Here is a 13,436-nt window from a genome sequence, read left to right on the forward strand (position 1 = left end):
CCCGCGCTTAAATAAAAATGGCGCTGAAAAAATGTTCAACGCCATTCGGTTCATCACCGGGGAGCAGGGTTAATTCGGCGAGTAACCCATCACTACCCCACTCAGCCCCGACAGTTGTTTCAGCTCGCCAAGCGAGTTTTTCATCTTATCTCTCGAAGCGTCCGGGCCAACCAGAATCCGGGTGATTTTACCCTGTACCGGCGTGGAAGGCGACGTGTAAACACGATACCCCGCTCCGCGCAGTTTGCCTACGATCTCGTTGACTTTATCGGCGTTTTTCAGCGCACCCAACTGCACCACATACGCTTTACCGGTCGGCGCAGGTTTCTCCTCCGGCGCCGGTTTTTCGGCGGGCGCTGGCGGCGGTGTTTCTGCAGGCGTTGCCACAGGTTTGGCCGGAGTCGGTTTAGGCTGCGGTTTTTCGACCGGTTTCGGCTTCTGCGGCGTTACTGGCGCGGGCACCTCGTCGATATCACCATTGCCCGTCATTCGTGACGGATCCAGCGACGGCGCGGCGGCATCGCCCGCCCTCACCTCTTCAGCCGCCCCTTCCGGCGGCTGAGCGGGCAGCGCCTGCGTGGCGGCAGGCAGCATATCCGGCTCATCCCTGTCGCCCGGTTTCGGTACCAGCGGGATCGCCGCAAACTCATCCTGATAATGTTTTTTCTGACCATCGAGCAGCCCTGGCAGTACGATCACCCCCAGTGCTACCAGCACAATTGTCCCGACCAGACGGTTCTGAAACTTACTCGCCACCGGTTCTCCCCGCGTCCATCGCTTCCATTACATGCGCTACCGTGTGGAACGAGCCACACACCAGCACCGTATCTTCTGGTTTTGCCTCAGCCATTGCGGCATGCCAGGCATCTGCCACACTGGCATAGACTACGCCGCGAGGCAAATGTTCCAGCAGTTGTTCCGCTGTCGCCCCGCGCGGCCCTTCCAGCGGGGCACAATACCAGTTATCGACCATTCCGGTAAGATTCTCCAGCGTACCGGCAATATCCTTGTCATGAAGCATACCAATGACCGTCAGCAGACGTCCGGCTCTGGGTAACATTTTCAGACGTCCGGCAAGATACGCCGACGCATGGGGATTATGCGCCACGTCGAGGATCAGGCGCGGTGACTCGCTGACAATCTGGAAGCGCCCGGGCAGAATGGCCTGCGCAATGCCGGTGCGGATCGCCTGCTCGCTGACGTTAAGCCCGCTGACGCGCAGCGCGGCAAGCGCCGTCGCCGCATTCGGCTGCGGCACCTGCGGTAATGGCAGGTCGCGCAATTCTCCCTGCGCGTCGCTGAAGTTCCAGCCGGTGTCGCTGACCGTATAACGCCAGTTCACATCACGGCGCAGCAGTTGCGCGCCTTTTTCCTGCGCTACGTCGGCAATGGTCGACGGCATATCCGGTTCACCGACAATGGCCGGTTTACCGTGGCGGAAAATACCGGCTTTTTCACGGCCAATGCTTTCGCGATCCGGCCCCAGCCAGTCGGTGTGATCAAGGGCGATACTGGTGACGATGGCAACATCCGCATCCACCAGATTGGTGGCGTCGAGACGACCACCCAGCCCGACTTCCAGAATTACCACATCCAGTTGCGCCTGCTGAAACAGCCACAATGCCGACAGAGTGCCAAATTCAAAATAGGAGAGTGAAATATCGCCGCGAGCCGATTCAATTTCAGCAAACGACGCGGTATGCGCCGCTTCCGGCAGCTCTTCGCCCTGCACGCGAACGCGCTCGGTATAACGCACGAGATGCGGCGAACTGTAGACGCCCACCTTATAACCCGCCGCCATCAGCACCGCTTCCAGCATGCGGCAGGTGGTGCCTTTGCCGTTCGTTCCGGCCACGGTAAAGACAAACGGCGCCGGTTTCTGCACCTTCATTCGTGCCGCAACCTCACTGACACGTTCAAGGCCAAGATCGATGGTTTTGGAATGCAGATTTTCCAGATAAGAAAGCCACGCAGCCAGCGGCGACGTAGCCTGAGGAGTACGTTGTTTTTCCATGATGCCCGCGATAGTTAACGAAACAAAAAGGGCAGCGCCGTCTGGCCCTGCCCTTTGCATTATCAGGCCCCAGGTTCCTGATCCGGTACCGGCGGTACCACCACGCTTTCGCGCGGTTCATCGGGATCCGGCGACGGGAGATTCATCAGCTTAGCCAGAATGCTGGCCAGCTTCAGGCGCATTTCCGGACGACGGACAATCATGTCGATCGCCCCTTTTTCAATCAGGAATTCACTGCGCTGGAATCCTGGCGGCAGTTTTTCACGCACTGTCTGTTCGATAACGCGGGGACCTGCGAAACCGATCAGCGCTTTAGGTTCAGCGACGTTGAGATCACCGAGCATCGCGAAGCTTGCGGAAACGCCACCCATGGTCGGGTCGGTCAGTACAGAGATGTACGGCAGACCACGCTCCTGCATTTTCGCCAGCGCGGCGGAGGTTTTCGCCATCTGCATCAGCGACATCAGCGCTTCCTGCATACGTGCGCCACCGGAGGCGGAGAAGCAGATCAGCGGACAGTTGTCTTCCAGCGCCTGTTCAACGGCACGGACAAAACGCGCGCCGACGACCGAGCCCATCGAGCCGCCCATAAAGGAGAATTCAAACGCCGCCGCAACGACCGGCATGCCGTGCAGCGTGCCTTTCATCACCACCAGCGCGTCTTTCTCGCCGGTTTCTTTCTGAGCCGTTGCCAGACGGTCTTTGTATTTTTTGGAATCACGGAACTTCAGCACGTCTTTCGGCTCAAGTTCGCTCCCCAGTTCAACCAGAGATCCTTCATCCAGCAGGCTATGCAGGCGGTTTCTCGCCGTCATACGCATGTGATGATCGCACTTAGGGCAAACCTCCAGGTTACGCTCCAGCTCGGCACGGTAAAGTACCTGACCGCAGCTGTCACACTTGGTCCAGATCCCTTCAGGGATACTGGCCTTGCGGGTGGGGGTTATATTGCTTTTAATTCGTTCAATCCAGCTCATTGATAACCTTTCTGCCTGAACCTGGTCGATGCCAGTTTTGCCGTAAGGGGCGAATAATGCCATTTTTGCCGCTTACAGACCATGAAATGTTGCACATTAAAACATAAGCGCCCGAAACATGGGATAAAAAAGTGGTCGAACCCCTACTTCGTCTGTTTCGTCTGCTTCGCCGCCGCCCGCTTGTGACGGATGATTTCCACCACGCCAGGCAGGACAGAGAGCACGATGATCGCCACGATCAGCAGCTTCAGATTCTCCTGCACGATTGGCAAATCACCGAACAGATAGCCCGCGTAAGTAAACAGCAGCACCCACAGCAGCGCGCCAGCCACGTTATACGCCGCAAAATGACGATAAGACATATGTCCCATTCCCGCCACAAAGGGGGCGAAAGTTCTGACGATGGGCACAAATCGCGCCAGAATGATGGTCTTACCGCCATGCTTCTCGTAGAACGCATGGGTCTTATCAAGATAGCTGCGACGAAAGATTTTTGAATCCGGGTTACTGAACAATTTCTCGCCAAACAGGCGGCCAATCGTATAGTTCACCGCATCGCCAAGAACGGCCGCGATGACCATCAGCAGCACCATCAGATGCACATTGAGATCGTTGGTCGGCAGCGCCGACAGTGCGCCTGCGACAAACAGCAGCGAATCACCTGGCAGGAATGGCGTCACCACCAGACCCGTTTCGCAGAACAGAATCAGAAACAGAATGGCGTACACCCAGACGCCGTACTGCGCGACCAGTTCAGCCAGATGCACGTCAATATGCAGGATGAAATCAATCAGAAAGCGAATCAAATCCATAGTTGCTTAGCCTTTAGTTACTGCATTTTCGCACTTAGTCCGCCAGAAACAGCGGGCCCATTGGCGTCTTCGGCAGGTCGAAATGGTCGGGATAGTCCACCGCCACCAGATACAACCCTTCCGCTTTCGCCGTTGCTGCCGCCAGCGTTCTGTCCTTCGCTGCCAGTAGCTCTGCAATCCAGTTCTCTGACTGGTTTCCGGCGCCCACTTCCATCAGGCTGCCCACGATATTCCTGACCATATGATGAACAAAGGCGTTCGCTTTGATATCCACCACCACATACGGGCCATGACGTTGAACGTCAATGTGCATCACGTTTCGCCACGGCGTGCGCGACTGGCACTGAACAGCACGAAACGAGGTAAAATCATTCTCGCCAATCAGACACTGCGCCGCACGGTGCATCCGTTCGGCGTCCAGCGGTTGATGGTAATGGGTCACCCCCTGGCTTAACACTGCGGGGCGCAACCGATGATTGTAGATGACATAGCGATAACGGCGCGCAGTGGCGCTGAAACGCGCGTGAAAATCATCGGCAACATGTTTCACCCAACGCACCGCGATGTCACCAGACAAATTCGCATTTACGCCCAGCGTCCACGCCGCGTCTTTACGCAGCGCGTGCGTATCGAAATGCACCACCTGCCCGGTGCCGTGCACGCCTGCGTCGGTACGCCCGGCGCAGAACACATGAACCGGCTCGTTCGCCACCTGCGATAGCGCTTTTTCGAGCTTTTCCTGCACGCTGCGCACTTCGTTTTGCCGCTGCCAGCCGTAATAGTTGCTGCCGTCGTACTCGATGCCGAGGGCAATACGGTAAACCGGCTGCTCTGCCACTTCTGACATTAGTACATATACTCCTGCACCAGCTTCTCAGCGATTTTGACCGCCATCAGCGCGCCGCCGAAACGAACGTTATCAGCGACTGACCAGAACTGGATTTGCTCTGGCATACCGTAATCATTGCGCACGCAGCCCACTGACAATTGCGCATTGCCGGAGGCGTCGCCCACCTGCGTCGGGAATTCATTTGCTTCCGACAGCACAATGTCTTCGCCGCGGGCAAAGGCGTCACGCGCCTCTTCCGCCGCCAGCGGGCGCAACGCCTCAAAACTGACCATCTGCGCGTGACCGTAGAAAACCGGCGACTGTACGCAACTGGCAGAGATCATCAGCCCGTCGTCCTGCAGGATTTTACGCACCTGATCAACAATGCGGCGTTCTTCGCGCACGCTGCCTTCGCGATCCGGCAGCAGCGGCAGCAGGTTAAACGCCAGCTGACGACCGAAGAAATCGTCTTCATCGATCGGAATACCGTTCAGCAGTTTCGCGCTCTGCCCTGCCAGCGCATCGACCGCTTTTTTGCCGTGAGCAGAAGCAGACATCAGGCTGGTGACCGCAATGCGCGACAGGCCGCCTTCCTCGATCAGCGGTTTCAGCGCCGCCAGCAACTGGCTGGTGAGGCTGTCCGGTACGGCGATAATGTTACGATTGCGGTAATCCGCCAGCACAAACGGGTTCACTTCCGGCACCACCAGCGGTACATCCGGCTCCAGCGCAAACAATCCGCTGGCATCAATAACCAGACAACCGGCGTTGGTCGCCTCTTCAATGTACTGCGCGCTGGCTTCAGCACCGGCGACGAAAAACGCCAGTTGCGCCTGCGTCCAGTCAAAATCGGCGGCATCCTGCACCTGCACGGTTTTGCCCTCGTAGCGCAGCGATTCACCCGCGCTTTCGCTGCGCGCCAGCGCATGCAATTCACCCACCGGGAACTGACGCTCAGCAAGGGTTTCGAGCAGGGCTTCACCCACGGCGCCGGTGGCGCCCAGTACGGCAATATTCCAGCCTTCAGACATGGTGGTTACTCCAGAAAAAAATAGCCGCCCCGCCACTATCGTCGGCGAAGCGTATTAAGAAGACATTAACGCGTTGCGTGATGAACGGCGTTGAAACCCAGTTTTTTCAGCGTTTCCGCTGCCAGGGCATCATCACACTGCACATACAGCGAGGACCATTCACGGCGTTCCTGATAATTTTTGCGCAGCTTGTCAAACTCGCCCGCTTTGCCCGCTACCTGTCGCAGCGGCGCATCATCGCGGCGCACATCATACACCAAATGCACCAGCCTTTTCAGCGTTGCCTGATCGAGCGGACCGTGCAAGGTAATGCGGCCAAACTCCGGCGCCGGTAACAGGGTATCCAGCGAAATCTGGTGGCGTTGACCGATAAATTCGCTATAGGCTTCAAACACCTGCGTGGTGCCACGCGCCTTACCTTCCAGCGTATAGCCCGCGATATGCGCGGTACCGATATCCACCTGCGCCAGCAGTTCGGTATTGAGATCCGGCTCGGGCTCCCAGACATCAAGCACCACGCTTAACGGTTGCCCGGCGTTGAGACGCGCCAGCAGCGCGCTGTTGTCAACCACCGCGCCACGGCAGGCGTTAATCAGAATGGTGCCCGGTTTCAGGCGGCTAATCAGCGCCTCATCCGCCAGATGCAATGTTTTGTACGGACCGTCTTTAAATAACGGTGTATGAAAGGTGAGGATATCGGCCTGTTCTACCAGTGTTTCCAGCGGCAGAAAATGTCCTTCGTCGCCTTTATCGGCACGCGGCGGATCGCACAGCAGCGTTTTGATCCCCAGCGCTTCGAGCCGTTTTTGCAGACGTCCGCCGACGTTCCCCACGCCGACAATACCCACCGTGCGGTCAGTCAGCGCAAAACCGTCTCGTTCCGCCAGCATCAGCAGCGCGGAAAATACATATTCCACCACGGCAATCGCGTTACAGCCTGGCGCGGCGGAAAAACCGATCCCCGCCTGCGCAAGCCACTCCTCATCCACATGATCCGTTCCTGCCGTGGCCGTGCCGACAAATTTCACCGGTTTGCCTTCCAGCAATGCGGCATTGACCTTCGTGACTGAGCGCACCATGAGTGCGTCCGCGTCATCCAGCGCTTCCCCGGGAAGCGGACGACCAGCCACGGCCCTGACTTCGCCCAGGCGACTGAACAGTTCGCGGGCGTAAGGCATATTTTCATCAACGAGGATTTTCACAGTTTGTACCTGTCTGAGAACGAGAGTTAACCGCAGAAGTGTGCCATAATCTCGCCGCCAGGCATACCTGCAACCTGGCGGACACAGCCCCGACGGTAAGGATTTTTCATGACGCAACCCATTTCAGGCCTGCCTGCTCGCCCGCCCGGTGAAGGCGTTCCCGCCACATCCACGTCCGGCGAACAACCGCTTTCAACTCAGCAACGTACGGTGCTGGAGCGTTTGATCACCCGTCTGGTGGCGCTGACGTCGCAACAGAGCGCAGAAGTGTGGGCGGGCATTAAGCATGATCTGGGACTGAAAGGCGATGCGCCCCTGCTCTCGCGTCATTTCCCCGCAGCCGAACAGAATTTAAACCAGCGACTGACCACGGCGCAGCAGAACCTCAGCACCCGTCAGACGTTGTCGCAATTAACCGAATTACTGAATCAGGGCAATAACCGTCAGGCAGTGAGCGACTATGTGCGTCAGCAGTTCGGGCAAACCGCGCTGAGCCAGTTGACGCCTGAGCAGCTTAAAAGCGTACTGCATCTGTTGCAGAACGGTCAGCTTTCTATTCCACAACCGCTGCAACGCCCGGCCACGGATCGCCCGCTGGCGCCCGCCGAGCATAATACGCTGAACCAACTGGTCACCCGCCTGGCGGCGGCGACCGGCGAGTCCAGCAAGCTTATCTGGCAATCAATGCTGGAACTCTCGGGCGTGAAAACCGGTGAGCTGATCCCGGCTAAGCACTTCGCCCAACTGGTGACCTGGCTGCAGGCGCGGCAAACACTCAGCAGCCAGCCGACGCCAACACTGCACTCGATACAGGCAGCGCTTAAACAACCGCTGGAACCCCGTGAAATGCAGACGCTGCAGGATTACGCCCAGCAGACCTGGAACGTCACACCGCAATCCGTTCTGACCATCGCCCAGGTACAGGATCTGTTAAATCAGATATTCCTCAGACGCGTCGAACGTTCGCAGGATACTCTCGAAATTCGCGATATTCAGCCCATCTACAGCCCGTTCACACCGTTCATCGAGGCAGTAAAAACGATGTCGGCACGCCCGGGTCTGTTGCTGATTGCGCTGCTGGTCGCGATGGCGCTGGTGTGGATCGTGATTTAACCCTTGCGGAAACAGGCGGACGTAATGATGATGCCGACCACGGCGGAAATGGCGCCCGCCACAGCGTTCCGGCATCCAGCCAAACAAAATATATTTCAAAGCAGAGAATAATAATACAGCTCACGTAAACCGGTGCATTAATTTATTTATAAAATAAATATTATAAATTTGTCGCCCTTTTACAGGGCTTTAATAAAAAATTTCTATAGCACACAACGTTTATTTAAAAAGTATCAGTAGTGTTAGTCATTAACGCTCTCACTCAATAAAAAGAGATGTGTTATGACCTGGGATATCAGAACCGCAACCAGTTATGCAAAAAATCACGCCCATGCACATTCTGTCCATCGTTGCGCGGAATATACGCGGAAAGCGATAGGCGCTGGAGGAATTATTTTAGGGAATACCGGGCATGCTAAAGATTATGGCTCCCTGTTAATCAATGCAGGCTTCAGGGCTATCTCTCCTCACGAATCGCCGAAAGCCGGAGATGTCGTTATCCTGCAACCTTATGAGGGTGGAAATCCCAGCGGGCATATGGCCATTTTTGATGGGCAGGACTGGTATTCAGACTTTCGGCAACGAGATATGTGGTCAGGCCCTGGTTACCGGGCGGCAAAACCCGATTACATCATTTACAGGAAAGACTAATGCGATTTATCTTCGTTCTTCTGATGACGCTTTTAACCGGATGTGCAGCTACCGGGGAATCAACAAGTCGGGATATCGTCACGCAGTTTTATCAGCAATATATGAGGCTATATACCAGCGACCAGAATCAGAGTCTCATTGACTATTCGAATCCTGTTTATGATAAATATGTTTCAGCTGATACTATTCAGAGATTGAAAAGAATCGATGGATATTATGAGCAGGAAATTGTCAGCTCAGATTATTTCCTGTATGTGCAGGACTACGCGCCAGAATGGATATCTGAATTTCACACTGGCAGGGTCACACCATTTTTAGGTGGCGAAACGGTTGAGGTTTTTCTGGCCGAGGCGAATCATCGTTTTACCCAACGGCTTGTTTATACCCGCAAGGAAAATAATCAGTGGAAAATATATCGCGTCAGGGATCTGACAAATCACTATGAACACGCCATCTACAGTAGCGGTGATATTACTGCCGCTCAGGCCTGGTCAGAACAACGGGTACGGGAAGGTCGGTACCCGTAATTAAAAAAGGGAGCCATCAGGCTCCCTTTCACTGTCTCGCGCGGAAATTACGCGTTCAGCTTGCGCATCACCAGGGTGGCGTTAGTGCCACCGAAGCCGAAGCTGTTGGACATCACGGTCGTCAGCTTGCGTTCAGTCGGCTGCGTGACGATGTTCAGACCTTCCGCCTGCTCGTCCATCTCTTCGATGTTGATGCTCGGCGCGATAAAACCGTGCTCCAGCATCAGCAGGGAGTAAATCGCTTCCTGCACACCCGCCGCACCCAGAGAGTGGCCGGTCATCGCTTTGGTGGCGGAGATTGCCGGGCTGTTGTTACCGAACACTTCACGGATGGCGCCCAGCTCTTTCACGTCGCCTACCGGTGTAGACGTGCCGTGCGAGTTCAGGTAGTCGATTGGGGTATCGACACCGTGCATCGCCATCTGCATGCAGCGCACTGCGCCTTCGCCTGACGGTGCAACCATGTCAGCGCCATCAGAGGTCGCGCCGTAGCCGACGATTTCCGCATAGATGTGCGCGCCGCGCGCCAGCGCATGTTCCAGCTCTTCCACAACGACCATACCGCCGCCGCCAGCGATAACGAAACCATCACGGTGCGCATCGTAAGTACGGGAAGCTTTGTCTGGCGTTTCGTTGAATTTGGTGGACAGTGCGCCCATCGCGTCGAACTCACAGGCCATTTCCCAGCACAGCTCTTCGCCGCCGCCAGCAAAGACGATGTCCTGTTTGCCCAGCTGAATTTGCTCAACCGCGTTACCGATGCAGTGCGCAGAGGTGGCGCAGGCGGAGCTGATAGAGTAGTTTACACCGTGGATTTTGAACGGCGTGGCGAGGCACGCAGAGACCGCAGATGCCATCGCTTTGGTCACGACATACGGCCCCACTGCTTTCAGACCACGCGGGCTGCGCATCGCGTCGGCGCCGAATACCTGAGATTTAGACGAACCGCCAGAACCTGCAATCAGGCCCACACGCGGATTGTTCTGATAAACCTCGTCTTTCAGCCCGGCGTCTGCAATCGCCTGCTGCATGGAGAGATAGGAGTAGATAGAGGCATCGTTCATGAAACGAACCACTTTACGGTCGATCAAACCGGTGGTGTCCAGTTTGACGTTTCCCCATACGTGGCTACGCATGCCAGAATCTTTGAACTCTTGCGAGAAAGTGATCCCGGAGCGTCCTTCACGCAGAGATGCCAGGACTTCCTGCTGGTTATTACCGATGCTGGAAACGATGCCCAGGCCAGTAATCACTGCACGTTTCATTCAATACCTCTGTTTGTCGCACTATTTTGAAGTTTCGAGTCGCAAGATAGCGTACACTTGTACGCCGAACAAGTCCGATCAGCCAGTTTCTGTGAAATTTGCTCCTGTACCCACACATCGTTAAGATCGTCAGACTTCCCGTGATACGAGTAACTTACGTGAAACATAACGCCATACAATCTGCCAACCTCGAATTCAACAATGAGGGTACACCTGTTTCCCGAGATTTTGATGACGTCTACTTCTCTAATGATAACGGCCTGGAAGAGACACGTTATGTTTTTCTCGGCGGAAACCGGGTGACAGCGCGTTTTTCGGAACATCCCCGTTCGTTATTCGTCGTAGCAGAAAGTGGTTTCGGCACCGGGCTCAACTTTCTGACACTCTGGCAGGCGTTTGACGATTTTCACGCCACCTCCCCGGACGCTACCTTACAAAGGTTACATTTCATCAGTTTTGAAAAATTTCCGTTGCAGGCAGACGATCTGCGACTGGCGCATCAGCACTGGCCGGAACTCGCGCCCTGGGCGGAACAACTACAGGCGCAGTGGCCCCTGCCCATCGCCGGGTGTCATCGCCTGTTGCTTGAGGGGGGTCGCATCACGCTGGATTTGTGGTTCGGGGATATCAACACGCTGACCGAAACCCTCGACGACACGCTGAATCAAAAGGTTGACGCCTGGTTTCTTGATGGCTTCGCGCCAGCGAAAAACCCGGACATGTGGACGCCTGCGTTGTTTTCGGCGATGGCGCGGCTGTCACGTCCCGGCGGGACGCTGGCGACCTTTACCTCGGCCGGATTTGTCCGTCGCGGTCTGCAGGACGCGGGATTCACCATGCACAAACGCAAAGGCTTTGGTCGCAAACGTGAAATGCTGACCGGTGAAATGATACAAACGCCGGACGTTACCCCGCGCGCACCGTGGTTTGCCCGTCCGGGATCGACCGCGCAGGAAGTGGCCATCATCGGCGGTGGCATTGCCAGCGCGTTACTGTCGCTCGCCCTGCTGCGCCGTGGCTGGCAAGTCACGTTGTATTGCGCCGACAACGCCCCGGCGGAAGGTGCCTCCGGTAATCGTCAGGGGGCGCTCTACCCGCTGCTCAGCGCCCACGATCCTGCTCTGGCGCACTTTTTCCCGCTGGCATTCACCTTTGCGCGACAGTTGTACGATGCTCTGCCTGTGGCATTTGATCACGACTGGTGCGGCGTAACGCAACTGGGCTGGGATGAAAAAAGTCAGCAAAAAATTGAACAGATGCTGGCGCTCGGCCTGCCTGATGAGATTGCCACTGCGGTGTCTGCGCAGGCGGCAACGAAAGCGACCGGCGTTGAACTGGAATGTGGCGGCGTGCAGTATCCGCTCGGCGGCTGGTTGTGCCCGGCGCAACTAACCACAGCAGTTGTCGCGCTGGCCAGTGAACGTGGCCTGAAAACCGTCTGGAACCGATCGCTGGAAACGCTGGAACAGACAGAAAACGGCTGGCAACTCCGGTTTGCGGAGGGGGGATCACAGACGCATTCCGCGGTCGTGCTGGCGAACGGTCACAACATCAACCAGTTCAGCCAGACAGCGCAATTACCGGTGTACCCGGTTGGCGGTCAGGTAAGCCACATTCCGACCACCACCACGCTCTCCCGGCTGCGCCAGGTATTGTGCTATGACGGCTACCTGACGCCGCAGAACCCTAACAATCAGCACCATTGTATTGGCGCCAGTTACCATCGCGGTCGCGCGGAAATGACCTTCAGCGAGGACGATCAGCAGCACAACCGCCAGCGGCTCATCGACTGTTTGCCCCAGGCTGACTGGGCGCAGGAGGTGGATGTCAGCGATAACGACGCCCGCTGCGGCGTTCGCTGCGCCACCCGCGATCACCTGCCCATGGTCGGCAACGTGCCGGATTATGCCGCCACGCTGACGCAATATGCGGATCTGGCGGAAAACAAAGCGACAGCGGCCAGCGCGCCGGTATATCCGAACCTGTTTATGCTCGGGGCGCTCGGCTCGCGCGGGCTTTGCTCCGCACCGCTGGCAGCCGAAATTCTGGCGGCGCAGATGAGCGATGAACCCATTCCGCTTGATGGCGAGACGCTTGCCGCGCTCAACCCGAACCGGCTGTGGGTGCGTAAGCTGCTGAAAGGTAAAGCGGTGAAGTGAGTCAATTAGTCGCCAGACACCCGCTTGCGATACTGTAACGGCGTCTGGCGGATCATCTTTTTAAAGCAGGTGATAAAGTAGGTCACCTCAGAGAATCCCACCTCTTCCGCAATCGCATCAATGCTCATGCAGGTGGAGCGCAGCAAATCACAGCTGCGCTTTAACCGCCGGGTCATCAGGTATTCATGGATGCTGCCCCCGGTCTGCTGGCGAAAAATGCGCGAGGTATAGCTGCGCGAATAGCCGATATCCCGCGCCAGCGCATCCAGCGAAAACTTCCCGCCATAATGGTTTTCCACCCATTGCATAATGCGCGCCGCCGCCGTTTGCTGCTGCGGCTTCATCATCACCGGCTGCGCGGGCAGCAGCGCCATCATCTGCATCACCAGGAAAGCTACCTCTTCCGCCGGATACTGTCGTGACGTATTCAGCGCCTCGAAACGCGCGAGGATGGTTTCCATGAATGCAGCATATTCGCTGAGATCCCACGCCTGCGCCGGAGCATGGCTGGCGGTGGCAAGAGAAAACTGGGTCTGAAAACGCGGAAAATGATGCAGCGTGCTTTCTACTGCCGACTGGTCAATATGCATGGTGGTGCGGAAATACTGGTTACGTTCACTGTCATCGACATGCACCTTGTGCAGCCGGAACGGGGGAAAGAGAAACAACCTGCCAGGGCGTGCGGTGTAGTGCTGATTATCCACCACCACAATACCATAGCCACGGGAAATATAGAGAAACTCGACGCACTGGTGCCAGTGATAATATCGGGCGCTGGAACCCTGCATGCGGTTAAACGATATCGCCTGCTGCGCCAGCGTGATCCTCTCCAGTTGCTGCGTTTCGTTCATTCAAC

Annotated in this window: 13 protein-coding genes; 4 read left to right on the plus strand and 9 right to left on the minus strand. The window is 56.5% G+C overall.

Annotated elements, in window-relative coordinates; all coding sequences use genetic code 11:
* Positions 1-69 precede the first annotated feature (69 nt).
* The 7 genes from dedD to pdxB all read right to left on the minus strand — a co-directional run bounded on the left by dedD (position 70) and on the right by pdxB (position 6,865).
* Complete coding sequence (gene dedD / locus AOY23_RS10305; protein WP_054179312.1) at positions 70-756, minus strand: cell division protein DedD; 687 nt, start codon at positions 754-756, stop codon at positions 70-72.
* Positions 746-2,014 carry a bifunctional tetrahydrofolate synthase/dihydrofolate synthase gene (folC, locus tag AOY23_RS10310; protein WP_054179362.1) on the minus strand — a complete coding sequence of 423 codons (1,269 nt, stop codon included), beginning with the start codon at positions 2,012-2,014 and terminating at the stop codon, positions 746-748. Before folC ends, dedD begins: the two co-directional genes overlap by 11 nt.
* 62 nt (positions 2,015-2,076) lie before the next feature.
* The gene (gene accD / locus AOY23_RS10315; protein WP_038156687.1) at positions 2,077-2,991 is read right to left on the minus strand and encodes an acetyl-CoA carboxylase, carboxyltransferase subunit beta; all 915 of its coding nucleotides are present in this window, start codon (positions 2,989-2,991) and stop codon (positions 2,077-2,079) included.
* A 143-nt stretch (positions 2,992-3,134) separates the two neighbouring features.
* Positions 3,135-3,803 (minus strand): DedA family protein, encoded by a 669-nt coding sequence (locus tag AOY23_RS10320; protein WP_054179313.1) that lies wholly within the window; start codon positions 3,801-3,803, stop codon positions 3,135-3,137.
* Positions 3,804-3,837: 34 nt separating this feature from the next.
* Positions 3,838-4,650: a tRNA pseudouridine(38-40) synthase TruA gene (gene truA, locus AOY23_RS10325; protein WP_054179314.1), complete on the minus strand. Its 813-nt coding sequence runs from the start codon at positions 4,648-4,650 to the stop codon at positions 3,838-3,840.
* The gene (locus AOY23_RS10330) at positions 4,650-5,663 is read right to left on the minus strand and encodes an aspartate-semialdehyde dehydrogenase (RefSeq protein WP_054179315.1); all 1,014 of its coding nucleotides are present in this window, start codon (positions 5,661-5,663) and stop codon (positions 4,650-4,652) included. The genes truA and AOY23_RS10330 overlap by 1 nt, the downstream gene beginning before the upstream one ends.
* A gap of 65 nt (positions 5,664-5,728) precedes the next feature.
* Positions 5,729-6,865, minus strand: a complete 1,137-nt coding sequence (gene pdxB, locus AOY23_RS10335; RefSeq protein ID WP_054179316.1) for a 4-phosphoerythronate dehydrogenase PdxB — start codon at positions 6,863-6,865, stop codon at positions 5,729-5,731.
* 108 nt (positions 6,866-6,973) lie between these two features.
* On the opposite strand from pdxB, the gene flk reads away from it, so the two are divergent.
* From flk to AOY23_RS10350, 3 genes are all read left to right on the plus strand, one after another.
* A complete protein-coding gene (flk, locus tag AOY23_RS10340) occupies positions 6,974-7,978 on the plus strand; it encodes a flagella biosynthesis regulator Flk (RefSeq protein WP_054179317.1) in 1,005 nt (334 codons plus the stop codon).
* A 282-nt stretch (positions 7,979-8,260) separates the two neighbouring features.
* A complete protein-coding gene (locus AOY23_RS10345) occupies positions 8,261-8,629 on the plus strand; it encodes a CHAP domain-containing protein (RefSeq protein ID WP_054179318.1) in 369 nt (122 codons plus the stop codon).
* Positions 8,629-9,156 (plus strand): DUF3828 domain-containing protein, encoded by a 528-nt coding sequence (locus tag AOY23_RS10350; protein ID WP_054179319.1) that lies wholly within the window; start codon positions 8,629-8,631, stop codon positions 9,154-9,156. The genes AOY23_RS10345 and AOY23_RS10350 overlap by 1 nt, the downstream gene beginning before the upstream one ends.
* A 47-nt stretch (positions 9,157-9,203) precedes the next feature.
* Here the strand turns inward: AOY23_RS10350 and fabB are convergent, their stop codons facing one another.
* Entirely contained in the window at positions 9,204-10,421 is a 1,218-nt protein-coding gene (gene fabB, locus AOY23_RS10355; RefSeq protein WP_054179320.1) for a beta-ketoacyl-ACP synthase I, read from the minus strand.
* 158 nt (positions 10,422-10,579) lie between these two features.
* Here fabB and mnmC point away from each other — a divergent pair, with 158 nt between their 5' ends.
* Positions 10,580-12,580, plus strand: a complete 2,001-nt coding sequence (gene mnmC / locus AOY23_RS10360) for a bifunctional tRNA (5-methylaminomethyl-2-thiouridine)(34)-methyltransferase MnmC2/FAD-dependent 5-carboxymethylaminomethyl-2-thiouridine(34) oxidoreductase MnmC1 (protein ID WP_054179321.1) — start codon at positions 10,580-10,582, stop codon at positions 12,578-12,580.
* Positions 12,581-12,585: 5 nt separating this feature from the next.
* Here mnmC and AOY23_RS10365 read toward each other — a convergent pair whose 3' ends face one another.
* Positions 12,586-13,431 (minus strand): AraC family transcriptional regulator, encoded by an 846-nt coding sequence (locus AOY23_RS10365; RefSeq protein WP_054179322.1) that lies wholly within the window; start codon positions 13,429-13,431, stop codon positions 12,586-12,588.
* Positions 13,432-13,436: the final 5 nt, after the last annotated feature.

The sequence above is a fragment of the Trabulsiella odontotermitis genome, from assembly GCF_001297775.1.
Classification (GTDB): domain Bacteria; phylum Pseudomonadota; class Gammaproteobacteria; order Enterobacterales; family Enterobacteriaceae; genus Trabulsiella; species Trabulsiella odontotermitis.

Bases quoted from the DNA above. Each gene is read 5' to 3' on its own strand.
- folC (WP_054179362.1), bottom strand. From the start codon at position 2,014: ATGGAAAAACAACGTACTCCTCAGGCTACGTCGCCGCTGGCTGCGTGG.
- accD (WP_038156687.1), bottom strand. From the start codon at position 2,991: ATGAGCTGGATTGAACGAATTAAAAGCAATATAACCCCCACCCGCAAG.
- AOY23_RS10320 (WP_054179313.1), bottom strand. From the start codon at position 3,803: ATGGATTTGATTCGCTTTCTGATTGATTTCATCCTGCATATTGACGTG.
- truA (WP_054179314.1), bottom strand. From the start codon at position 4,650: ATGTCAGAAGTGGCAGAGCAGCCGGTTTACCGTATTGCCCTCGGCATC.
- AOY23_RS10330 (WP_054179315.1), bottom strand. From the start codon at position 5,663: ATGTCTGAAGGCTGGAATATTGCCGTACTGGGCGCCACCGGCGCCGTG.
- flk (WP_054179317.1), top strand. From the start codon at position 6,974: ATGACGCAACCCATTTCAGGCCTGCCTGCTCGCCCGCCCGGTGAAGGC.
- AOY23_RS10345 (WP_054179318.1), top strand. From the start codon at position 8,261: ATGACCTGGGATATCAGAACCGCAACCAGTTATGCAAAAAATCACGCC.
- AOY23_RS10350 (WP_054179319.1), top strand. From the start codon at position 8,629: ATGCGATTTATCTTCGTTCTTCTGATGACGCTTTTAACCGGATGTGCA.
- fabB (WP_054179320.1), bottom strand. From the start codon at position 10,421: ATGAAACGTGCAGTGATTACTGGCCTGGGCATCGTTTCCAGCATCGGT.
- AOY23_RS10365 (WP_054179322.1), bottom strand. From the start codon at position 13,431: ATGAACGAAACGCAGCAACTGGAGAGGATCACGCTGGCGCAGCAGGCG.